Annotated in this window: 20 protein-coding genes; 12 read left to right on the top strand and 8 right to left on the bottom strand. The window is 67.3% G+C overall.

Annotation, left to right across the window (positions count from 1 at the left end):
• The first annotated feature begins 248 nt into the window (after positions 1–248).
• The 6 genes from H7H34_RS17875 to H7H34_RS17850 all read left to right on the top strand — a co-directional run bounded on the left by H7H34_RS17875 (position 249) and on the right by H7H34_RS17850 (position 6,776).
• Entirely contained in the window at positions 249–728 is a 480-nt protein-coding gene (locus tag H7H34_RS17875) for a formate dehydrogenase subunit gamma (protein ID WP_185925987.1), read from the top strand.
• On the top strand, positions 725–2,281 hold the full coding sequence (locus H7H34_RS17870) for a formate dehydrogenase beta subunit (protein WP_185925986.1): 1,557 nt from the start codon (positions 725–727) through the stop codon (positions 2,279–2,281). The genes H7H34_RS17875 and H7H34_RS17870 overlap by 4 nt, the downstream gene beginning before the upstream one ends.
• Positions 2,282–2,285: 4 nt before the next feature.
• Positions 2,286–5,156, top strand: a complete 2,871-nt coding sequence (gene fdhF / locus H7H34_RS17865) for a formate dehydrogenase subunit alpha (RefSeq protein WP_185925985.1) — start codon at positions 2,286–2,288, stop codon at positions 5,154–5,156.
• 4 nt (positions 5,157–5,160) lie between these two features.
• Positions 5,161–5,976, top strand: coding sequence for a formate dehydrogenase accessory sulfurtransferase FdhD (gene fdhD, locus H7H34_RS17860; protein WP_185925984.1), 816 nt, complete (start codon positions 5,161–5,163; stop codon positions 5,974–5,976).
• A complete protein-coding gene (locus H7H34_RS17855) occupies positions 5,966–6,190 on the top strand; it encodes a formate dehydrogenase subunit delta (RefSeq protein WP_067219362.1) in 225 nt (74 codons plus the stop codon). Before fdhD ends, H7H34_RS17855 begins: the two co-directional genes overlap by 11 nt.
• Positions 6,191–6,320: 130 nt before the next feature.
• Positions 6,321–6,776, top strand: a complete 456-nt coding sequence (locus tag H7H34_RS17850; RefSeq protein ID WP_185925983.1) for a YaiI/YqxD family protein — start codon at positions 6,321–6,323, stop codon at positions 6,774–6,776.
• A 7-nt stretch (positions 6,777–6,783) separates the two neighbouring features.
• Here the strand turns inward: H7H34_RS17850 and H7H34_RS17845 are convergent, their stop codons facing one another.
• Positions 6,784–7,716: a LysR family transcriptional regulator gene (locus H7H34_RS17845; protein WP_185925982.1), complete on the bottom strand. Its 933-nt coding sequence runs from the start codon at positions 7,714–7,716 to the stop codon at positions 6,784–6,786.
• A gap of 165 nt (positions 7,717–7,881) precedes the next feature.
• Here H7H34_RS17845 and H7H34_RS17840 point away from each other — a divergent pair, with 165 nt between their 5' ends.
• The 5 genes from H7H34_RS17840 (at position 7,882) to H7H34_RS17820 (ending at position 12,186) form a co-directional block, all read left to right on the top strand.
• Positions 7,882–8,433: a cupin domain-containing protein gene (locus tag H7H34_RS17840; protein WP_067219373.1), complete on the top strand. Its 552-nt coding sequence runs from the start codon at positions 7,882–7,884 to the stop codon at positions 8,431–8,433.
• A complete protein-coding gene (locus tag H7H34_RS17835; RefSeq protein ID WP_158592708.1) occupies positions 8,433–9,227 on the top strand; it encodes an alpha/beta fold hydrolase in 795 nt (264 codons plus the stop codon). The genes H7H34_RS17840 and H7H34_RS17835 overlap by 1 nt, the downstream gene beginning before the upstream one ends.
• Before the next feature lie 25 nt (positions 9,228–9,252).
• On the top strand, positions 9,253–10,329 hold the full coding sequence (gene dctP, locus H7H34_RS17830) for a TRAP transporter substrate-binding protein DctP (protein WP_067336147.1): 1,077 nt from the start codon (positions 9,253–9,255) through the stop codon (positions 10,327–10,329).
• A gap of 73 nt (positions 10,330–10,402) precedes the next feature.
• Positions 10,403–10,885, top strand: coding sequence for a TRAP transporter small permease (locus tag H7H34_RS17825; protein WP_185925981.1), 483 nt, complete (start codon positions 10,403–10,405; stop codon positions 10,883–10,885).
• A complete protein-coding gene (locus H7H34_RS17820; RefSeq protein ID WP_067219383.1) occupies positions 10,882–12,186 on the top strand; it encodes a TRAP transporter large permease in 1,305 nt (434 codons plus the stop codon). Before H7H34_RS17825 ends, H7H34_RS17820 begins: the two co-directional genes overlap by 4 nt.
• Positions 12,187–12,235: 49 nt before the next feature.
• On the opposite strand, the gene H7H34_RS17815 is transcribed toward H7H34_RS17820, so the two are convergent.
• The 6 genes from H7H34_RS17815 to H7H34_RS17790 form a co-directional block, all read right to left on the bottom strand.
• Positions 12,236–13,084 carry a fumarylacetoacetate hydrolase family protein gene (locus H7H34_RS17815; RefSeq protein WP_185925980.1) on the bottom strand — a complete coding sequence of 283 codons (849 nt, stop codon included), beginning with the start codon at positions 13,082–13,084 and terminating at the stop codon, positions 12,236–12,238.
• Positions 13,085–13,134: 50 nt separating this feature from the next.
• Positions 13,135–14,742: a GMC family oxidoreductase gene (locus H7H34_RS17810; RefSeq protein WP_185925979.1), complete on the bottom strand. Its 1,608-nt coding sequence runs from the start codon at positions 14,740–14,742 to the stop codon at positions 13,135–13,137.
• A 43-nt stretch (positions 14,743–14,785) separates the two neighbouring features.
• The gene (locus H7H34_RS17805; RefSeq protein ID WP_185925978.1) at positions 14,786–16,114 is read right to left on the bottom strand and encodes a TRAP transporter large permease; all 1,329 of its coding nucleotides are present in this window, start codon (positions 16,112–16,114) and stop codon (positions 14,786–14,788) included.
• Positions 16,107–16,706: a TRAP transporter small permease subunit gene (locus H7H34_RS17800; RefSeq protein ID WP_185925977.1), complete on the bottom strand. Its 600-nt coding sequence runs from the start codon at positions 16,704–16,706 to the stop codon at positions 16,107–16,109. The genes H7H34_RS17805 and H7H34_RS17800 overlap by 8 nt, the downstream gene beginning before the upstream one ends.
• 98 nt (positions 16,707–16,804) lie before the next feature.
• Positions 16,805–17,821: a TRAP transporter substrate-binding protein gene (locus H7H34_RS17795; RefSeq protein ID WP_067219392.1), complete on the bottom strand. Its 1,017-nt coding sequence runs from the start codon at positions 17,819–17,821 to the stop codon at positions 16,805–16,807.
• 84 nt (positions 17,822–17,905) lie between these two features.
• On the bottom strand, positions 17,906–18,943 hold the full coding sequence (locus tag H7H34_RS17790) for a C-terminal binding protein (RefSeq protein ID WP_120269439.1): 1,038 nt from the start codon (positions 18,941–18,943) through the stop codon (positions 17,906–17,908).
• 177 nt (positions 18,944–19,120) lie between these two features.
• Between H7H34_RS17790 and H7H34_RS17785 the strand changes: the two genes are divergently transcribed.
• On the top strand, positions 19,121–19,843 hold the full coding sequence (locus tag H7H34_RS17785) for a GntR family transcriptional regulator (RefSeq protein ID WP_185925976.1): 723 nt from the start codon (positions 19,121–19,123) through the stop codon (positions 19,841–19,843).
• A gap of 36 nt (positions 19,844–19,879) precedes the next feature.
• Here H7H34_RS17785 and H7H34_RS17780 read toward each other — a convergent pair whose 3' ends face one another.
• On the bottom strand, positions 19,880–20,800 hold the full coding sequence (locus H7H34_RS17780) for a helix-turn-helix domain-containing protein (RefSeq protein WP_245165115.1): 921 nt from the start codon (positions 20,798–20,800) through the stop codon (positions 19,880–19,882).
• Positions 20,801–21,030: the final 230 nt, after the last annotated feature.

Below are 21,030 nucleotides of genomic sequence, written 5' to 3'. Positions count from 1 at the left end.
GATCCCAGGGTCCGGGGCGCGAGCGCCCCGGACCTCCTTGCCGCTGTTTCGTGTTTTTGCCCCGCGCGCCGCTCATCCGGCGCGGCCGGCGCCGTGCGTCCTCGCGAGGCCGGGCCGGGGAGAAGGCGTAAAGTGGAGTCGATTGCTCATCTATAAGGATGTGCAATCGCACAACGGAACAGTGATGTTGATGTTTCTCCGTGCATTTCGGACTTTCCGGAAAGCGGGCGAGGCGAGGGAGAAAACGCATGTCATTGCAACTGTCGTCACGACAGGTCGCGGAACGGACGCAGGCCGTCGTGGAGGACCTTGCGCAGCTCGAGGGGCCGCTGCTGCCGATCCTGCACGAGGTGCAGAAGGAGTTCGGCTGCGTGCCGGAAGAGGCGCTGCGCACCATCGCCGAGGCGCTCAATCTGAGCCGGGCCGAGGTGCACGGCGTCGCGAGCTTCTATCACGACTTCCGCAAGGAGCCGGCGGGCCGCCATGTGCTGAAGATCTGCCGGGCCGAGGCCTGCCAGTCCATGGGCGGCGACGCGCTTGCCGACGGCGTGCGTTCCGCGCTCGGCATCGACTGGCACGAGACCACGCCGGACGGGCGGGTCACGCTGGAGCCGGTCTACTGCCTCGGCCTGTGTTCCTGCGCCCCGGCGGCGATGCTCGACGGCGAGCTGCACGGACGGCTGGACGAGACGGCGATACGCGAGCTGGTGAAGGAGACAGGCCGATGACCCCGGTGATCTTCGTTCCCAGGGACTCCGCGGCGCTTGCCGTCGGTGCCGACCGGGTCGCGAAGGCGATCGCGCGCGAACTCTCCGCCCGCGGCCTTGAGGCCAGGATCGTCCGCAACGGCTCGCGCGGCATGCACTGGCTGGAGCCGCTCGTCGAGGTGCGCACCGCCCATGGCCGCGTCGCCTATGGCCCGATCACGGCAAAGGACGTGCCCGGCCTGTTCGACGCCGGGTTCCTGGACGGCGGCGAGCATCCGCTGTTCCACGGCGAGACGAAGGAGATTCCCTTTCTCAAGGGCCAGACCCGGCTGACCTTCGCCCGCGTCGGCGTCACCGACCCGCTCTCGCTTGAGGACTATCGCCACTACAAGGGCCTGCGCGGGCTGCAGAACGCGGTTGCCATGGAGCCGGCGGAGATCGTGGCGCAAGTGACCGAGAGCGGTTTGCGCGGCCGCGGCGGCGCCGGCTTTCCTACCGGCATCAAGTGGAACACGGTCCTGAAGGCTGAGGCCGACCGCAAGTATATCGTCTGCAACGCGGACGAGGGCGACAGCGGCACCTTCGCCGACCGGATGATCATGGAGGGCGACCCCTTCGTGCTCATCGAGGGCATGGCGATTGCTGGCATCGCGACCGGAGCGACCAAGGGCTACATCTACACCCGCTCCGAATATCCGCATGCCATCGCCATCATGAGCGAGGCGATCGAGATCGCCCGCCGGGAGGGCATTCTCGGCGCCTCGGTGCTGGGCTCGAGCCACGCCTTCGACATGGAGGTGCGCGTCGGCGCCGGCGCCTATGTCTGCGGCGAGGAGACCTCGCTGCTCAACAGCCTGGAGGGCAAGCGCGGGGTCGTGCGGGCCAAGCCGCCGCTGCCGGCCTTGCGCGGCCTGTTCGGCCGGCCGACGGTGGTCAACAACGTGCTGTCTCTGGCCTCCGTGCCGGTGATTATGGACCGGGGCGCTGCCTTCTACCGCGATTTCGGCGTCGGCCGCTCGCGTGGTACAATGCCGATCCAGCTTGCCGGCAATATCCGCCATGGCGGGCTCTACGAGACCGCCTTCGGCGTGACGCTGGGCACCCTGGTTAACGAGATCGGCGGCGGCACGGCGAACGGCCGTCCGGTGCGCGCGGTGCAGGTCGGCGGCCCGCTCGGGGCCTATTTCCCGCCCGCGCTGTTCGACACGCCGTTCGACTACGAGGCCTTCGCGGCACAGGACGGGTTGATCGGCCATGCCGGTGTCGTCGTTTTCGACGACACGGTCGACATGCTGAAGCAGGCGCGCTTCGCCATGGAGTTCTGCGCGATCGAGAGTTGCGGCAAGTGCACGCCCTGCCGGATTGGCGCCGTGCGCGGCGTCGAGACGCTGGACAAGATCGCTGGTGGCGAGCGCTCCGGCGAGCAGGTCGACCTGCTGAAGGACCTTTGCGACACGATGAAGGCCGGCTCGCTCTGCGCGCTCGGTGGCTTCACGCCCTATCCGGTCCTCAGCGCGCTCACCCATTTCCCTCAGGATTTCACCCCCCGGCCGATGGCCGAAGCGGCGGAGTAGACCGATGACCCTGATCAAGGAAACCGACTACGGCACACCGGCCTCGACGTCGGAAAAGACGGTCACGCTGACCATCGACGGCTTCGAGGTCACCGTGCCGGAAGGCACCTCCGTGATGCGGGCCTCGATGGAGACCGGCATCCAGATCCCCAAGCTCTGCGCCACCGACATGGTCGATGCCTTCGGCTCCTGCCGGCTCTGCCTGGTGGAGATCGAGGGGCGGCGCGGCACGCCGGCCTCCTGCACGACGCCGGTGGAGCCGGGCATGGTGGTGCACACCCAGACCGGCCGGCTGAAGCAGCTGCGCCGCGGGGTGATGGAGCTCTACATCTCCGACCATCCGCTCGACTGCCTGACTTGTGCTGCCAATGGCGACTGCGAGCTGCAGGACATGGCCGGCGTGGTCGGCCTGCGCGACGTGCGCTACGGCCATGAGGGCGACAACCACGTCAAGGCGCGCGACGGGCTGGGCGAGGTCAACGCCCGCTGGATGCCGAAGGACGAGACCAACCCCTATTTCACCTACGACCCGTCCAAGTGCATCGTCTGCTCGCGCTGCGTCCGGGCCTGCGAGGAGGTGCAGGGCACCTTCGCGCTGACCATCGAGGGGCGCGGCTTCGACAGCCGCGTCTCGCCGGGCATGCACGAGGACTTCCTGTCCTCCGAATGCGTTTCGTGCGGCGCCTGCGTCCAGGCCTGCCCGACGGCGACCTTGCAGGAAAAGTCGGTGATCGAGATCGGCCAGCCGGAGCATTCGGTGGTCACGACCTGCGCCTATTGCGGCGTCGGCTGCTCGTTCAAGGCGGAGATGCGCGGCGACGAGCTGGTGCGCATGGTGCCCTACAAGGACGGCAAGGCGAACCGCGGCCACAGCTGCGTCAAGGGCCGCTTCGCCTATGGCTATGCCGCGCACAAGGACCGCATCCTCAGCCCGATGATCCGCGAGAAGATCACCGACCCCTGGCGGGAAGTGTCCTGGGATGAGGCGCTGACCTTCGCGGCGACGAAGCTGCGCGCCATCCAGTACGAGCTCGGCAAGGACGCCATCGGCGTCATCACGTCCTCGCGCTGCACCAACGAGGAAACCTATCTGGTGCAGAAGCTGACGCGCGCGGTGTTCGGCAACAACAACACCGACACCTGCGCCCGCGTCTGCCACTCGCCGACCGGCTACGGCCTCGGCCAGACCTTCGGCACCTCCGCCGGCACCCAGGACTTCGACAGCGTCCAGCATGCCGACGTGGTCGTGGTGATCGGCGCCAATCCGACCGACGGTCACCCGGTCTTCGCCTCGCGGCTGAAGAAGCGTCTGCGTCAGGGGGCGAAGCTCATCGTCGTCGATCCGCGCCGCATCGACCTGGTGAAGACGCCGCATGTGAAGGCCTCGCATCACCTGGCGCTGCGTCCGGGCACCAATGTCGCCGTGGTGACGGCGATCGCCCATGTCATCGTCACCGAAGGGCTGTTCGACGAGACCTTCATCCGCGAGCGCTGCGACTGGGACGAGTTCCAGGATTATGTGGAGTTCGTGTCCGATGCCAAGCACAGCCCGGAAGCGGTCGAGACGCTGACCGGCGTCCCGGCGCAGGAGCTGCGCGAGGCGGCTCGGCTTTATGCCCGCGGCGGTAATGGGGCGATCTATTATGGTCTTGGCGTCACCGAGCACAGCCAGGGCTCGACCACAGTCATCGGCATCGCCAACCTTGCCATGCTCACCGGCAATATCGGCCGGCCGGGCGTCGGCGTGAATCCGCTGCGCGGCCAGAACAACGTGCAGGGTTCCTGCGACATGGGCTCGTTCCCGCACGAGCTGCCCGGCTACCGGCATGTCAACGGCCAGGAGGTGCGCGACATCTTCGAAAAGCTCTGGGGCGTCGAGATCTCCGACGAGCCGGGCCTGCGCATTCCCAACATGCTGGATGCGGCGGTCGACGGCACCTTCAAGGGGCTCTACTGCCAGGGCGAGGACATCCTGCAGTCGGATCCCGACACGCGCCATGTCTCGGCCGGCCTTGCGGCGATGGACTGCGTCATCGTCCACGACCTGTTCCTCAACGAGACCGCCAACTACGCCCACGTCTTCCTGCCGGGCTCGACCTTCCTGGAGAAGGACGGGACCTTCACCAACGCCGAGCGCCGGATCAACCGGGTCCGCAAGGTGATGGCACCGCGCAACGGCTATGCGGACTGGGAGGTGACCCAGATGCTGGCCAATGCGATGGGCGCCAACTGGTCCTACACCCACCCCTCGCAGATCATGGACGAGATCGCCGCGACGACGCCGAGCTTCGCCAATGTCTCCTACGAGATGCTGGAGAAGAAGGGCTCGGTGCAGTGGCCGTGCAACGACAAGACGCCGAACGGCTCGCCGATCATGCATGTCGACGGCTTCGTGCGAGGCAGGGGACGGTTCATCCGCACCGACTACGTGGCGACGGACGAGAAGACCGGGCCGCGCTTCCCGCTCCTCCTCACCACCGGCCGCATCCTGTCGCAGTACAATGTCGGCGCGCAGACCCGGCGCACCGCCAATGTGGTGTGGCATGCGGAGGACGTGCTGGAGATCCATCCGCACGACGCGGAAACGCGCGGCGTCAAGGACGGCGACTGGGTGAAGCTGGCCAGCCGTTCCGGCGAGACGGCCTTGCGGGCGCAGATCACCGACCGTGTGTCGCCGGGGGTGGTCTACACCACCTTCCACCACCCGACGACGCAGGCCAACGTCATCACCACCGACTATTCCGACTGGGCGACCAACTGCCCGGAATACAAGGTGACGGCGGTGCAGGTGATGCCGTCCAACGGCCCGACCGACTGGCAGGAGAAATACGAGGAGTTCTCGGCCCTGTCGCGGCGGATCGAGGCTGCCGAGTAGCCGCATGGTCACGCATCGCCCTGCCTCCGGCACCGCCTATCGCAATGGTCGCTTCGCCGCTTCCACCCGGGAACTGGCGGAGGAGGCGGCGGTTGCGATCAGCTACAACGGCACGTCCCATGCCGTGCTGATGGCAACGCCCGCCGATCTGGAGGATCTGGCCTACGGCTTCTCGCTGACCGAGGGGCTTGTCGCCTCGGTGGCGGAGATCGAGGAGGTCGCCACGGTCGATTGCGGCCGCGGCCTCGACCTGCAGGTCAGCCTTGCCGGCGATGCGGGCCAGCGGCTTGCCGAGCGGCGCCGGTCGATGGCCGGGCCGGTCGGCTGCGGACTGTGCGGGATCGAGAGCCTGGAGGCGGCGATGCGCGAGACCGCGCCCGTCGCCGCCGACTTGCGTCTTGCGCCGGCCGAGGTGTCGCGGGCCGTTGCCGCGATGGCCAAGATGCAGGCGCTGAACCTGCGCACGCGTGCGGTCCACGCCGCCGGCTTTTACCAGAGCGAGCGCGGGCTGGTGCTGGTGCGCGAGGATGTCGGCCGGCACAACGCGCTCGACAAGCTGATCGGTGCGGCGGCGCGCGCCGGGATCGACATGGCCACGGGCGCCGTCGTTCTCACCAGCCGGCTGTCCATCGAGCTGGTCCAGAAGACGGCGGTTGCCGGCTGCGGCCTGCTGGTCGCGGTCTCCGCGCCCACCGCCCTTTCCGTCGACGAGGCCGAGGCCGCCGGCATCACGCTCGCGGCCGTCGCGCGCGGCGACGAATTCGAACTCTTCACGCATCCGCAGAGGATCATCGGGGGAAGCCTGCAAGATGTCGCCTGACAAACTGACCTACATGGCCAACCAGATCGCCGGCTTTTTCCGGACCCGTCCGCATGACGAGGCCGTGGCCGGGATCGCCGATCACATCAGCAAGTTCTGGGAGCCGCGCATGCGCAACCAGCTCTTCGCCATGCTGGCGGAGAACGGGTCCGGCTTCGATCCGCTGGTGGTCGAGGCCGCGCCTGCCATCCGCAAGCCGAAGCAGGCCGCCTGAGCGGCGCCCCGGTCGCATCGATTTCCGCCCTCCGGATTTCGCTCTCTCGAAAGACCCCCTATAAGGGCCGGCACCGGGGCGGCGCGGCACGCTGCGTCCGCAACGCTTTGGCGGCAAGGGGAGTAGGGGCGTGACCACGATCTATGTCGATGCCGATGCCTGTCCGGTGAAGGACGAGGTGGAGCGCGTCGCGAGCCGGCTCGATGTGCCGGTCGTGCTCGTATGCAACGGCGGTTTGCGCCCGTCCTCCAACCGCCTGATCTCCCTGAAGGTCGTCGCGGAAGGTCCGGACGAGGCCGACAAGTGGATCGCCGAGCACTGCGGTCCCGGCGACGTGGTCGTCACCGCCGACCTGCCGCTTGCTGACCGCTGCGTGAAGGCGGGGGCGCATGTGGTGCAGCACGACGGACAGGTTCTCGATGCCGCCAATATCGGCGGACGGCTGGCGACACGCGACCTGATGCAGGACATCCGCGCCGCCGATCCCTTCCACCAGGGCGGCGGGCGCTCCTTCTCCAAGGGCGACCGGTCCCGCTTCCTGCAGTCTCTCGACCGGCTGGCACGGCGCGCGCTCAAGGGGGCTTGAAGGAGCCTCAGTCCGCCTCGGTTCCCGGGGACTGCTGCCGGCAGACCTGAATCACCTGGTCGCGCAGCCAGACATGGGCCGGCGACAGGTGGGTGCTCTTGTGCCACATCATCTGGATGTCGAGCGGCGGCAGGTCCATCGGCGGCGAGAAGGTGACGAGGTCGAATTTCGCGGTGAACAGCCGGGCAAGGCGCTCGGGCATGGTCGCCACGAGATCCGAGCGCTCGAGCAGGAACGGCACGCCGACGAAGTCCGGCTTGGAGATGGCCACCCGGCGCACCAGGTTCAGCTTGGCCAGCGATTCGTCCAGCACCGCGCGGTACATGGTCGCCTCGGCCGGCTCGATGGCGACATGATCGAGATTGCAGAACCCGGCCAGTGTCAGGTCGCCGGACAGGGCCGGATTGCCGCGCCTGGCAAGGCACACCATCCTGTCGGAAAACATCCGGCGGGAGATCAGGTCGCCCGGCGCATCGGGAAAATAAGACACCGTCAGGTCGACGCTGCCCTCGCCGAAGACACGCGCGAGGCGGAACGGGTCCGGCCCGACGATGCGCAGCCGCACCTCCGGTGCGAGGTCCCTGAACCGCTGCTGCAGCGAGGGGATCAGGATCGCGTCGATATAGTCGGTCAGGATCAGCGTGAAGGTGCGGCGCGAGCGCAGCGGATCGAAGCCGCCGCTGTCGTCGACCAGCCCTTCCATCTCGCGGATCAGGATCTGCACCCGTTCGTGCAGGCCGCGCGCCACGTCGGTCAGGACGTGCTTGTTTCCCTGCCGGATCAGCAGCGGATCGTCGAAAACCGTGCGCAGGCGCTTCAACGTCATGCTCATCGCCGGCTGGCTCATGCCGAGCCGGTTCGCCGCCTGGCTGACATGCCGGTCGCGCAACAGGGCGTCCAGCGCCCGCAGGTCCTTCAGGCTGTAGTCGGGGCCAGCCATCTCTTACTCTTCAGCTATTCGGATATCGAATAAGGCATATCAAGGTCAGCCGATTGCTGCAATCGATCTGCTCGCGCCATTCTCCATCGTGATAGTTCTCCGTAGTTGCACGGAGGGCAAAACCGGCAATGCCGGTTATCACGCAACCAGGCCAGGGAGGTCGTAATGGCTTTGAAGACGATCCGCGTCACCCGTGAGGAGATGCGCAAGCGCGTTGCCCTTTTCTCCGAACTCAAGGGGTTCGACGGCGGACTGCCGGACAGCAATCATCCGGAGTGCAAGCGCACGCTGTACAACGTGGTCGGCTTCCAGCCGCCGGAGGGTGAGGATGTCGCCACCACCTCGCCGGTGGGCGCACAGGCTGCGGAAAACGCGTCGATCAAGATCTCTGAGGGCTTCAATCTCGGCTATTGCCATGCCAAGCCCGGCAAGGGGCCGATGATGCACAACCACGACACCAACGAGACCTTCATTCCGATGACCGGCCGCTGGCGCTGTTCGTGGGAAGTCGACGGCCAGGTCGAGGCCTTCGAGCTCGGCCCGCACGACGTCATCTCGTTCCCCCCGGGCGTGCAGCGCCGCTTCGAGAACATCACCTTCGACGAGCCGGACAAGGAGCATCTGCTGATGTTCGTGATCGGCGGCAACCAGCCGAAGGCCGAGTTCTCGCCGGGCTCGATGGACGAGCTGCGCGAGCGGGGCCTGCTGGAAAACTGATGGCGGCCACTGGCGCACATCTGACGGGAGAGCCGCTTGCCGCCCTGGATGCGGCTTTCCCCAAGACGCAGGGCGCGGACGGCGCCCTGTCGTTTCGTCGGTCCGCCTCCCCGTCGGGGCGGCCCGTGCTGCTGCTGCCGGGGGCGAGCGGCACTTCGGAGTTTTTCTGCCTTGCCGCGCCGCTGCTGGCGGCCGGTGGCGTGGATCCGGTGCTGGTCGACTATCCTGGCACGCTCGCCCCGAGCGAGCTTGCCCGGCGCACCGAGCGCCTGGCACTGGAGCTCGGGCTCGCGGCGCCTGTTGCCCTTGGCTGCTCCTACAGCGCCTGGTGGCTGCAGCACGCCGCCACGGACGGGCCGTTCCGCGCCTTGATCCTGTGCAACGGCTTCGTCGAGGCGGAGGACCTCAAACCGCATCCGCTGTTCGACCATGCCGCGATCGCGGCAACGCCGACGGCGAGCTTGCGCGAGGAATGGCGCGAGCGCGCGGCCTCGGCCCCGCCCGCGATGCTGTCGGAGCTGTTGCTGCAGGCCATGAGCGGATGGCTGGCGGCGGAAGACCTGAAAGGCCGCCTGCTGGAAGTGACCTCGTCGCTGCCGGTACCGCCGGGCGAGCGCTTCGCCGGTCCGGTGACGGTGGTCGACTGCCATGACGATCCGATTGTCGGCGAGCGGGCGAGGGCCCTGTTCCGCGACAGCTGGCCGGAGGCGGGCCACCGGGAAATTTCCGGTGGACACTATCCTTATGTCAACGCCCCGGAGGAGTTTGCACGCACAGTGCTTGCAGCCATCTGAGGCAGGAATACCTGGGAGGGAAAAAATGAAACTGGGCACGTGGATCAAGGGTTTTAGCGGCAGCGTCTGCGGGGCGGCCCTGCTGCTTTGCGGCACCATCGGGGCGCAGGCGGACAGCTTCCTGCTGCGCATGGGCGGCGGGCACACCACCGGCCTGACCTATATCGCCACCTATGACACGTTCTTCGCCGAGGAGGTGCAGAAGCGGGTCAAGGAGCGCACGGGTCACGACATCCGCTTCATCAAGGCCTGGGGCGGCAGCGTCGCCAAGGTCGACGGCGCCGTCGAGGCGGTGCAGCGCGGCACGCTCGACATCGGCCTGTCGCCCATCGGCTTCGAGCAGTCGCGCGCTGCCCTGCTGAACTACAGCGCCATGGTGCCTTTCACCACGTCCGACCCGGTGCTGCAGGGGCGCGTCGCCTCGCGCATGCTGGCCGAGGTGCCGAGCCTGCAGGAGAGCATGGAGCCCTACAACGCCCATATCCTGTCGATGATGGTCACCGAGGCCTACGGCCTTGCCACCAGCTTCGACTGGACGGCGATCGACGAGCTCAAGGGCCGGCGCATCGCCATGGCCGGCACCAACGCGCCGCTCTTCGTGCCCATCGGCGCCGTCCCGGTCAATCTCGGCATCGGCGAACACTACCAGGCGATGCAGACCGGCCTTGCCGAGGGCAGCCTGTTCTTCATCTCCGGCATGGAGGCCTTCCAGCTGAAGGAAGTCTCCTCGACCTTCACCCGGACCGGCTTCGGCTCGCTGGCGACCTTCGTCTCCTTCATGAACAAGGACACCCGCGAGCGGTTGCCCGAGGACGTGGTGGCGATCATCGACGAGGTGGCCGCCGAGGCGGCGGTGATCGTTGCCGAGCGGAGCGCCGAGCGCGACCGCCAGCTCGCCGAGAAGCTCGCGGCCGAGGGCATCACCGTGCGCGATCTCTCCGACGAGCAGCGCGCGCGCTGGGCGAGGGCGGTGGCCGACATTCCGGTGACCTCGATTGCCGGCCTGGAAGATCGCGGCTATCCCACCGCGGAGGTGCTGAGGACCTACATCCGGATCCTCGGCGAGGAAGGCTACACCTTCCCGACGGACTACCAGTTCTGAGTGGCGGTTACCGGCCGGGCTTTCAGTCCGGCCGGCTGCCGTCCGGTGCCGTCCGTCCAACAGGTGGAAAGACATGGAACGCTTCATCAACCGGGCGTCGAGCCTGCTGGCGGATCTCGGCAGCCTCGTCGTCTATCTCTGTGCCGGGCTCATCGTCTATGACGTGTGCGCCCGTCTTGCCTTCGGGCGCCCCTTCGCCGGCACGGCCGACCTCGTTGCTATCGCCCTGGTTCTCGTCACCTTCCTGCAGGCCATGAAGGCGCTGCTGCAGGATCGGCTGCTGCAGATGACGCTGCTTTTGGAAAAGCTGCCAGGCGCGGTGCTGAAGCTTGCCATGACGCTGGCCAATCTGGTCGGCGCGGCGCTGTTCCTGTGCCTTGCCGCGATCTCCGTCGAACCCATCGAGCAGGCCTACCGGACCCACGAGTTCTTCGGCACCGATGCGTTCCGCGTCACCGCCTGGCCGGTGCGCCTTGTGGTCGCGCTGCTGTGGTGCATGCTGGCGGTCGCCTTCCTGAGCAAGGCCCGCTCCGTCCTGCGGAGGACCGCGCGATGATCGAACAGACCGCGGTCATCGCCCTTGGCCTCATCTTCGTGCTGGCGCTGGCCGGCGTGCATATCGCACTGGCTTTCCTCATCGGCTCGACCGTCGGGCTCTACCTGCTGTTCCAGGACTGGTGGATGACGCTGGGCCTGTTGCAGCAGACGGCCTTCGACGGCATTCGCGACTACAATCTGATGGTGATCCCGCTGTTTGCGGTGATGGGCCTGCTGATCGCCCGCTCGGGCGCTGCGACAGACCTCTTTTCCGCCGCCAACCGCACCTTCTCCCGCGTGCCGGCGCGCCTTGCGGTGGCAACGGTCGCGGGCAACGCCTTCTTCGCGGCGGTGACCGGCGTCGGTGTCGCGGCGGCCGCCACCTTCAGCCACATCGCCTATCCCTCGATGCAGGCAGCCGGCTATCGCCGCAGCTTCGCCGCCGGCTGCATCGCCGGGTCGTCGGTGCTGGGCCTCCTGATCCCGCCGTCGGTCTTCATGATCGTCTGGGCGATCCTGACGGAGCAGTCCATCGGCCGGCTGTTCGCGGCCGGCGTCCTGCCGGGTATCGCGCTGGCCGTGCTCTTCGCGCTCTATTGCGTGGTGCGGGCGATCCGCAATCCGCAGATCGTGCAAGCCGAGACCGCCGTTGCGCCGGAAAGCGCACCGCGTCCCGATCCGGTCGGAATCTTCGGCATCCTGGCAATCATCGTCGTCACGCTCGGCGGCATCTGGGGCGGCTTCTTCACCCCGACGGAGGGAAGCGCCGTCGGCCTTGCCGGTGCGCTTTTGCTGTCTCTCGCCAAGGGCATGAGCCGGAGTGCCATCGTCGAGGCGACCCGCGAGGCGGGCATGGTGGTCACGCCGATCATGCTGCTTTTGCTGGGCGCGGCGATGTATTCCAAGCTGCTGGCGCTCGCCGGCATCCCGCAGGTGGTGGGTATGCTGTTCGAGACGATGGAGCTCGGCCCGACCGGCACGGTGCTGGTGATGGCGGCGATCTGGCTGGTGCTCGGCTGCTTCGTCGACAGCATCTCGATCATGCTGCTGACCGTGCCGCTGTTCTGGCCGATCGCGCAGGCGATGGGCATCGACGCGGTGGTCTTCGCCATCGTCGGCATCCTGGTGATCGAGGCCGGCGTGCTGACGCCGCCCTTCGGCATCGGCGCCTTCGTGGTGCTGGCGGCGATCCCGGACAAGGAGCTGCGACTGTCCGAGGTGTTCCGCGGCCTTGCGCCCTACTGGATCATGATCCTCGGCATTGCCGTCGCGGTCTATGTGTTCCCGCCGCTGGCGACGCTGGTGCCATCGCTGCTTTGAGGTTGCGGCGCGGCGGTTCTGGCACCGCCGCGCCGCCTGTCCTTGCTTCTCAGCTGCCGCTGGCGATGACGGTCTGGCGCTGGGCACCGAGCTTTTCCACCGACAGCTCCACCACATCGCCCTCGCGCAGGAAGCGCGGCGGGGTAAAGCCGAGGCCGACGCCCTCCGGCGTGCCGGTGGCGATGATGTCGCCGGGCATCAGCCGCATGAAGCGCGACATGTAGGAGATGATCGTGGCAACGCCGAAGATCATGTCCGAGGTCGAACTGTCCTGCATTTTCTCGCCGTTGACCGACAGGGTGAGGGCAAGGTCCTGCGGATCCCCCACCTCGTCCGGCGTCACCAGCCAGGGGCCGATGGGACCGAAATTCGGGGCGGACTTGCCCTTGATCCACTGGCCGCCGCGCTCGATCTGGAAGGCGCGCTCGCTGACGTCGTTGATCGTGCAGTAGCCGGCGACATGGGAGAGGGCATCGGCCTCCGCCACATGCTCGCAGGCGCGGCCGATGACGATGCCGAGCTCCACTTCCCAGTCGGTCTTGACGGAGCCCTTCGGCAGGATGATCGGGTCGTTCGGCCCGCAGATGCAGGACGTCGCCTTGGAAAACAGCACCGGCTCGGCCGGTTCCGGGTTGTTGGTCTCGCGGGCGTGGCGGGCATAGTTCAGCCCGACCGCGAAGAAGTTGCGCGCCGCACCGACGCACGGACCGATGCGGGTGCCGGCCGGGACTTGCGGCAGCGCGGCAAGGTCGGCGTCTTTGAGCCGCTCCAGCGTCTTGCAGGAAAGCGTTTCCGGCGTGAAATCGTCGATGAGGCCGGAGAGATCGCGGATCGTGCCGGTGGCGTCGAGGCAGCCGGGCTTTTCCGCGCCTGCCGGTCCAAAGCGGAGAAACTTCATGGGTCGTCCTTTCGGGTCTTGAAATGGGATGCGTGCGCTGCCGGCAGCACTCAGGCGGGGCGCAGGATCATGTCGGCGGCCTTTTCGGCGATCATCACCACGGGCGTTGCCGTATTGCCGGAGACGATGCGCGGCATGATCGAGGCATCGACCACGCGCAGGCCCTTCAGGCCGCGCAGGCGCAGCTGCGGATCGACCACCGCCTGCTCGTCGACGCCCATGCGGCAGGTTCCGACGGGGTGGAAGATGGTCGTGCCGATGTCGCCGGCCGCGTGGATCAGCTCGGCATCGGAGACGATCTCCGCGCCCGGCAGCGCCTCCTGCGGAGCGTATTTGCGCAAGGCCGGCATGGTCATCAGCTTGCGGGCATGCAGCAGCGAGCGGCGGGCGATCTCGCGGTCGCCGGCCGTCGTCAGGTAGCGCGGCGCGATCCGCGGCGCGGCCCCCGGCGTGCTGTCGGCCAGGTGCACGCTGCCCCGGCTTTCGGGACGCAGGTTGCACACCGACACGGTGACCGCCGGATAGGGGTGCAGCGGCTCGCCGAGCCGGTCGGTGGACAACGGCTGGATGTGATACTCCAGATCCGGCGTTGCCTGGTCCGGGCCGCTGCGGGTGAAGATGCCGAGCTGGCTCGGCGCCATCGACAGCGGGCCCGAGCGGCGCCACAGATATTCCGTCGCCATGGATATCTTGCCGGTCAGCGAGTTGGCGATCTGGTTCAGCGTCAGCGCGTTTTCGACGCGGAAGACCATGCGCAGCTGCAGGTGGTCCTGCAGGTTCTCGCCCACCTCCTCCATGTGCTGCACGACGTCGATGCCGGCCTCCTTCAGCCGCGCGCCCTGGCCGATGCCGGAGCGCTCCAGCAGCACCGGCGAGTGGATCGCGCCCGCCGCCAGCAGCACCTCGCCGCGCGTGCGCGCCTCGCTCCGCCTGTTGCCGCGGGTAAAGGCGACACCGGCCGCGCGTCCGTCTTTGACAAGGATGCGCTCCACCTGCGCATGGGTGAGAAGGCGCAGGTTGGGGCGTTTGAGGGCGGGCTTCAGGAAGGCCCGGGCGGCGCTCCAGCGCCGTCCGTTCTTCTGGTTGACCTCGAAATAGCCGGCGCCCTCGTTGTCGCCGGCATTGAAGTCGGTGCTGCGGGGAATGCCCATTTCCGCCGCCGCCGTCTGCACGTCCTCCAGCAGCTGCCATTTCAGCCGCTGGCGCGCGACCTTCCACTCGCCGCCCTCGCGGTGCAGCCGGCCGTCGCCGCCCGGCCGGTCTTCCGAGCGCAGGAAATGCGGCAGCACATCCTCCCAGCTCCAGCCTGTGTTGCCGAGCGCTGCCCAGCCGTCATAGTCGGCGGCCTGTCCGCGCATGGAGATCATGCCGTTGATCGAGCTGCAGCCGCCCAGCACCTTGCCGCGCGGATAGGCGAGCGAGCGGCCGTTCAGCCCGTCCTCGGGCTGGGTGCGCAGCATCCAGTCCGTGCGCGGATTGCCCATGCAGTAGAGATAGCCGACCGGAATGTGGATCCAGGGATAAGTGTCCCGGCCGCCGGCCTCCAGCAGCAGGACGCGGGTGCGCGGGTCTTCGCTCAGGCGGTTGGCGAGCACGCATCCGGCGGTTCCCGCGCCAATGATGATGTAGTCGTAGTCGCCGTCGAGAGTGGACGTCATGAAGGTATCCGAAGGGGCTGTGTTGCAGGCGGTGCGGGGCGGCTCAGTAGAGGGCGATGCCGGGGAAGAGGATCAGGATCGCCACCGCCAGGACCTGCAGGCAGATGAAGGGCACCAGCGAGCGGAAGATCTCGCCGAGCGATATCTCCGGCGGCGTCACGCTCTTGAGATAGAAGGCGGCCGGACCGAAGGGGGGCGTCAGGAACGACACCTGCATGTTCATGGCGAAGAGCACGCCGAACCAGACCGGGTCGTAGCCGAGGCTGATTACGATCGGCACGAAGATCGGCATGGTCAGCAGCGCGATGCCGACCCAGTCCAGGAACATGCCGAGCACGAAGAGGATGCCCATCATCAGCAGGATGATGACGGTGGGCGAGTCCGAGACGCCGGTGATCAGCGAGGAGATGAAGCGGATGCCGCCCATCAGATTGTAGACGCCGACCAGCGCGCTGGCGCCGATGCCGATCCACATGATCATGCCGACGGTCGCCAGCGTGTGCATGGCCGCGTCGAGCAGCATGGAGAAGGAGAACTCGCGCCGCAGGATCGTCGAGACGATGACGCCGGCAACGCCGATGGCCGAGGCCTCCGTCACCGAGGCGATGCCGCCATAGATCGAGCCGAGCACCACCGAGACGACGAGCACGGGCAGGACGAGGCCGCGCAGCAGCGGCAGCATTTCCGAAAGCGACGGGCGCTCGTCGGGGGGCGGGGGCGCGACCGTGGGATCGGTGTAGGAGCGGAACAGGATGTAGCCGATATAGAGGCCGGCCAGCATGAAGCCCGGCACGAAGGCGGCGGTGAACAGCTCGCCGACCGAGACGTTGGCGGTCAGGCCGTAGATGATCAGCACGATGGAGGGCGGCACCATGGTGCCGAGCGAGCCGCCGGCGCAGACGACGCCGATGGCCAGGCGCCGGTCGTAGCCCAGGCGCAGCATCTGCGGCAGCGCGACGAGGCCGAGCAGCACGATCTCCCCGCCGATGATGCCGCTCATCGCCGCCAGGATCACCGCGACGAAGACGGTCTGCACCGCCACGCCGCCGCGCAGGCGCCCGCCGACGAGCTTCATGGCGTCGAACAGGTCGCGGGCGATGCCGGAGCGGTCGAGGATCGCCGCCATCAGCACGAACATCGGCACGGAGACGAAGACGAAGGAGGAGACGAAGGAATAGACGCGGCTGGTGATCAGCGGCACGGAGTTGGGACCGAACCAGCCGATGGCGAAGACCAGCGCCACCAGCAGGGTGACCAGCGCCAGCGGCATGCCGGTCAGCAGCAGCACCACCAGCAGGGCGAACAGCACCACCGTGCCGTATTCGATGCCGAGCGCCTTCAGGTTCAGGCCGAGGTCGAGAAGGTCAAGCATCGGTCTGCCTCTCAGGCCTTGCAAGGCCGCGCAGGTAATTGAAGGTGAGGACCAGGAACTGGAGGCTCATCGTCACGAGGACGACGAACAGGAACACTTTCAGCACCGCCGGGGCGGGCGAGTTCCAGGCGCTGCCGCTGGTTTCCAGCGCGAAGCTGCCGTCGGGGCGGTAGACCGCCTTCCTCGCCATCAGCCAGGCGGCCCAGGCGAAGAACAGGCTGGCCCCGAGACAGGCGAGGGAGATCAGCACGTCGAGCAGGTTGCGCAGGCGCTTGCCGACGATGTCGTAGATCAGCACCACGCGGATATGGCTGTTGCGGGCCACGCAGTAGAGGCCGCCGAAGATGAAGGTGAGGGCGCTGAGGAAGGTCGTCGTCTCGTGCGCCCAGGTGGTCGGCGAGTTGAAGACGTAGCGCAGGAAGATCTCCAGCACGAGCACCGCCATGGCAATGATGATGCCGACGGCGAAAAGGCGCGCGATCCGGGTGATCGCCCAGCCGAGCCGTCCGGCTTCCGGCAGGTGTTCGAGCCGCCTGGCGGGAGGGCTGGCGATGCCGGCGATGTCGGGACGCGGGTCCGGGGCTTCGGACATGGGGTGCCACTCCGCTCTGGTGCACGGTGCTGTCGGGACGTTGTCTTGCGCATCGCCCGGGCGCGCGGTCGGCGCGCCCGGGTCATGCGGGCCTTGCCTCAGTTCAGCAGGCCCTGGCTCTTCAGGTAGGTCGTCAGCGTATCGTAGACCTTGCGGGCATTGTCCGAGCGGTCGGCGATCTTGGCCCACTGGTCCATGGCGATGGTGCGGAAGCGCGCGCGCTCCTCGGCCGGCCAGTTATGGACGGTGATGTTCGGATCGGCGGAGGCTTCGGCGAAGGTCTTCAGGTCGTTCATCGACAGGATGGCGACGGAGTCCTGCGCGAAGTCGCGGACCGACACGGTGAGGATCGCCTGCAGGTCGGCCGGCAGGGCGTTCCACTTGTCGAGGTTCATCGACACCTCGACCAGCGGCATGGAGTGGAAGCCGGGATAGACCGGGTGCGGCGCCACCTTGTGCAGGCCCTGCTGGTGGTTGGTCGAGAACACGGTGGAGTCCGCGGCATCGATCACGCCCTTGTCGAGCGCGGTGTAGACCTCCGAATAGGGAAGGTTCACCGGCACGGCGCCGGCCGCGGCGAAGACTTCCTGGATCAGGCCTTCGGGCGCGCGGACCTTGAGGCCCTTGAGGTCGTCGACACCGTCGAGCGGACGGGCGGAGACGAAGCCCTCAAGGCCCGTCGTGGTGGCGCCGATGAAGCGCAGGCCATAGGGGTTTTCCAGCTCGTTCATCAGCTCGTGGCCGCCGCCATAGTTGATGAAGCGGAACATCTCGTCGGGCGACGACCAGGCGCCGGTCGGGTTGGCGATCAGGCCGAAGGCCGGGTCCTTGCCGGAGAAGTAGCTGACGTCGGTGATGTGGCCGTCGAGAATGCCGGCGCCGACGGCGTCCTGCGTCTCGTTGTATTCGACGACCGCGCCGACCGGCAGCAGCTCGATCACGAGACGGCCGCCGGACATTTCCTTCACCCGCTCGGTCCAGGCCTGCTGGATGGCGAAGTTCGGGTTGCCGGCCGGGTCGACCGACTGGAACTTGAACTCGAACTCCTGTGCCAGGGCGCCGGTGCCGGCCAGAAGGCCGGTCGCCAGGATGGCGGTTGCAAGCGTCTTTCTCATGGTTTTCCTCCCAGGGCGGACATGTTTGTCATGATCCCATGTCCTTGGATCGTGTCGCGGGTGTTTCCCGCGCAGTCTGCCACGTCAGGCGACGCCGCTCAGCGGTGTCGCGACAGGCGAATTCACCAGGTTGCGCAGCCGTCCCTCGCGCAGGAACTGCATGGCCGTCTCCACCGACAGGCGGCGGGCATCGGCGACGCTTTCCGGGCTGGACCAGGCGGCATGCGGGGTGACGAACAGGCGCTCCCCGACGATGGGGTCGGCACCGTTCGCATAGGCAAGGGCGATGGCGTCCGCAGGCGAGGGCGGCTCGACCGGCAGCACGTCGATGCCGGCGCCGGCGATGGTGCCCTTGCGCAGCGCCTCGAGCAACGCGTCCATGTCGATGATGGCGCCGCGGGCGGTGTTGATCAGCACCGCGTGCGGCTGCATCTGCGCCAGGCGCTCCGCATTGATCATCTTCAGCGTCTGCGGGGTCAGCGGGCAGTGCAGGCTGACCACGTCCGCCTGCGCCAGCAGCTCCTCCAGCCGGTCGCAGCGGTCGACGCCGGCGGCGATCTCCGTGCCGCGCGAGACCAGCGGGTCATAGGCGAGCACGCGCATGCCGAAGGCCTTTGCCCTCAGCGCCGCTGCGATGCCGATGCGGCCCAGTCCGACGACGCCGAAGGTCTTGCCCCTCAGGCGGGCGAGCAGCGGGGCGCGGGCATGGTCGAAGCCCTCCTGCGGCGAGGCCATCAGGTTGCGGTGATAGGAGCCGATGCCGCGGCGCAGGGTCAGCATCAGGGCGATGGCGTGGTCGGCCACCTCGCTGGTGCCGTAGTCGGGGGTGTTGCAGACCGGGATGCCGGCAGCCGCCGCCGCGTCCAGGTCGATATGGTCGAAGCCGACGCCGGCCCGCACGATGATGCGGCAACGCTCCAGCCGGGCGATCATTTCGCGCGTCACCGGCATCTCGTGCCATACCACCATCGCATCGCAGCCGCGCAGCACCGCATCGGGCAGCCGGTCGAAGCTGCGCTCCCGGTGGATGTCCCAGTCGACCTCGTCGCCCGCCGTTGCCCTCTCGATCAGGGCGTCATCCGGGTATTGGGCGTCGGGGGTCAGCAGGCGAAGGCGGGACATGGGGAACCTCTTGGAGTTCTCGAGACGCGATTGGTTGTTGACGTTTCTATTCTAGAATTCTAGAATTTCATGGAATGTCAAACGGTTTTTATCGCGCTTGAAAAAGTCCGGAAATCAGGTGATCTCAGGCTTGTTCATCCGCGATGGGACTGCGACCGGACCGGGAAGGAGAGAGCTTTGTCACTCACTCAGGAGGCCTGCGAGCGGCTGCGCGATGCCATCGTGTCGGGCAAGTTCGAGTTCGGCGAGCGGCTGTCGGAAGAACAGATCGCCCGGGCCCTGGGCATGAGCAAGGCGCCGGTGCGAGCGGCTTTCATGGATCTGCGCGACATGGGGCTCGTCACCATCGTGCCGCAGGCCGGCACCTATGTGGTCACGCCCTCGCGGCAGGATGTTGCGGAGATGAGCCGCTTTCGCGCGATGCTGGAGCGCGAGGCGCTGCAGGATGCGCTGGCGCGCGACCCGGACGCGCTGGTGCACCGGCTGAACGGGGCTATCGCGCAGATGCAGCATGCCATCGACGTGGGTGAATGGTGGCTCTACAGCCGGGCCGACAGCGCCTATCACCGGGTCATCCTGCAGATGGCCGGCAACCGCTTCCTGGAAAAGGCCTATGACCTCACCGCCACGGCGCTGGAGGCGCTGCGCGCGCGGCTGCAATCGGGCGAGGGCAATTTCTGGAGCCGGTCCTTCTCCGAGCATGTGGAGATGCGCGATCTCATCGTGCGCCGCGAGTTCGATGCGGCCCATGCCCTGCTGCGCGAGCATATCCTGGTGATCAACCGCTCGCTCGCCCTGCCCGAGAACGGGCTGCAGGCGGGGCCGTCCGCGCGGCAGAAGGGCAAGCGGCGCTCGGACGAGGAGTGCCTGGCGGCGCTGTCCGCCCCCGTACTTCCTTAGGTCGGCGCTGCCGTAAGGCAGCCTCGCCGCCGCCCTCTAGCGCGAGGCGGACGGCTCCGCGATCGCGTATTTCTCGATCATCGCTTCCAGATAGGCGATCGCCTCGGCGCCCTTGAGGGCGTCGCCCCACAGGCGTTCGGCGATGTCCTCGTGTAGGCTCATCGCCTCGGCGGCCGAGGTGATCAAGGCCACGCCAAGGCGCACATTCGGCTGTTCGCCGAGCCGGAACGGGCTGATCGCCAGCACCGAGCGGTTGGTCTGGCGGAAGATCTGGAAGCTGGTTGCCGGCACCGGGCCGCGCACGATGCCGATCTGGATGCCGATGGGCTGGTCGCGCAGCATCGACAGCAGATACTCGGCCTCGCGCCGCGCCATCAGCCGGCGATGGTCGGTCGTCTCCGGCGACAGGTCGTGCCGGCCGATCAGCCCGTGCAGCAGGAACCGCTCCAGGTCGGCCGAGGAGATCAGGCTGACGATCAGCGGCCGGCGCAGGCGGAAGGCGTCCTTTCGCGCATGCAGGATCTCCAGCAGGCGTTCCACCGCCTCCGCCGCCTCGCCCGAAGGATCCGTGCCTTCGGGAATCGATTCGAGCAGCACCTCCTTGAGGATGTCGTCGTAGCCGTCGGAGGTCAGCAGGTAGGACATGGGGCTGAACAGGCCGATGATCTGCTGGCAGTCGTCCTCCAGCTGGCGCATGCGCTCGAAGAAGCCGATGGAGGTGCTGACATATTCCACCCCGACGCCCAGCAGGCTGGGCAGCGACACGCCGAGTTCGTCGGCGATGGAGGTGAGCATCTCGATCTTGCGGATCTCGCCCTTCTCGGCCCGGTAGAGGGCGGCGCGGGAGATGCCGAGCTTTTCCGCCAGGACCTCCGGCGTCAGGCCCTTGCCGAGGCGATGAGCCCTCAGCCTTGCGCCTATGTCGCTGAACCGGATGGGGTCTTCGTCCTGGGTCAAATCGGGGTCCCGTGGGCTTGGGCGCGGGCTGTGCCGGCGCGGTGGCCGGTCGACCGGAGCGGGCCGTTCAATTCCTGGTATGATAATCAGTTCTTGGATGAATTGTCCAATTGTCTCATTTTTGAGATGAGTCGTTGACAGCATCCGGATCGCTCAATACGCTATTCCCTTCCGCGCCTGTATCGCGCCAAGAAACAAAAGCGTATCCAGTGCCTGTTAGCCTTAGAGGT

Source organism: Stappia sp. 28M-7 (genome assembly GCF_014252955.1).
Classification (GTDB): domain Bacteria; phylum Pseudomonadota; class Alphaproteobacteria; order Rhizobiales; family Stappiaceae; genus Stappia.
The sequence above is the reverse complement of the archived record's forward strand: the minus strand, read 5'-3'. Positions and strand labels throughout refer to the sequence as shown.

Coding starts and splice junctions, on each gene's coding strand:
- H7H34_RS17800 (WP_185925977.1), bottom strand. CDS start 16,706: ATGTCCGAAGCCCCGGACCCGCGTCCCGACATCGCCGGCATCGCCAGC.
- fdhD (WP_185925984.1), top strand. CDS start 5,161: ATGGTCACGCATCGCCCTGCCTCCGGCACCGCCTATCGCAATGGTCGC.
- H7H34_RS17855 (WP_067219362.1), top strand. CDS start 5,966: ATGTCGCCTGACAAACTGACCTACATGGCCAACCAGATCGCCGGCTTT.
- H7H34_RS17840 (WP_067219373.1), top strand. CDS start 7,882: ATGGCTTTGAAGACGATCCGCGTCACCCGTGAGGAGATGCGCAAGCGC.
- H7H34_RS17805 (WP_185925978.1), bottom strand. CDS start 16,114: ATGCTTGACCTTCTCGACCTCGGCCTGAACCTGAAGGCGCTCGGCATC.
- H7H34_RS17795 (WP_067219392.1), bottom strand. CDS start 17,821: ATGAGAAAGACGCTTGCAACCGCCATCCTGGCGACCGGCCTTCTGGCC.
- H7H34_RS17820 (WP_067219383.1), top strand. CDS start 10,882: ATGATCGAACAGACCGCGGTCATCGCCCTTGGCCTCATCTTCGTGCTG.
- fdhF (WP_185925985.1), top strand. CDS start 2,286: ATGACCCTGATCAAGGAAACCGACTACGGCACACCGGCCTCGACGTCG.
- H7H34_RS17870 (WP_185925986.1), top strand. CDS start 725: ATGACCCCGGTGATCTTCGTTCCCAGGGACTCCGCGGCGCTTGCCGTC.
- H7H34_RS17815 (WP_185925980.1), bottom strand. CDS start 13,084: ATGAAGTTTCTCCGCTTTGGACCGGCAGGCGCGGAAAAGCCCGGCTGC.
- H7H34_RS17790 (WP_120269439.1), bottom strand. CDS start 18,943: ATGTCCCGCCTTCGCCTGCTGACCCCCGACGCCCAATACCCGGATGAC.
- H7H34_RS17835 (WP_158592708.1), top strand. CDS start 8,433: ATGGCGGCCACTGGCGCACATCTGACGGGAGAGCCGCTTGCCGCCCTG.
- H7H34_RS17825 (WP_185925981.1), top strand. CDS start 10,403: ATGGAACGCTTCATCAACCGGGCGTCGAGCCTGCTGGCGGATCTCGGC.
- H7H34_RS17875 (WP_185925987.1), top strand. CDS start 249: ATGTCATTGCAACTGTCGTCACGACAGGTCGCGGAACGGACGCAGGCC.
- dctP (WP_067336147.1), top strand. CDS start 9,253: ATGAAACTGGGCACGTGGATCAAGGGTTTTAGCGGCAGCGTCTGCGGG.
- H7H34_RS17845 (WP_185925982.1), bottom strand. CDS start 7,716: ATGGCTGGCCCCGACTACAGCCTGAAGGACCTGCGGGCGCTGGACGCC.
- H7H34_RS17810 (WP_185925979.1), bottom strand. CDS start 14,742: ATGACGTCCACTCTCGACGGCGACTACGACTACATCATCATTGGCGCG.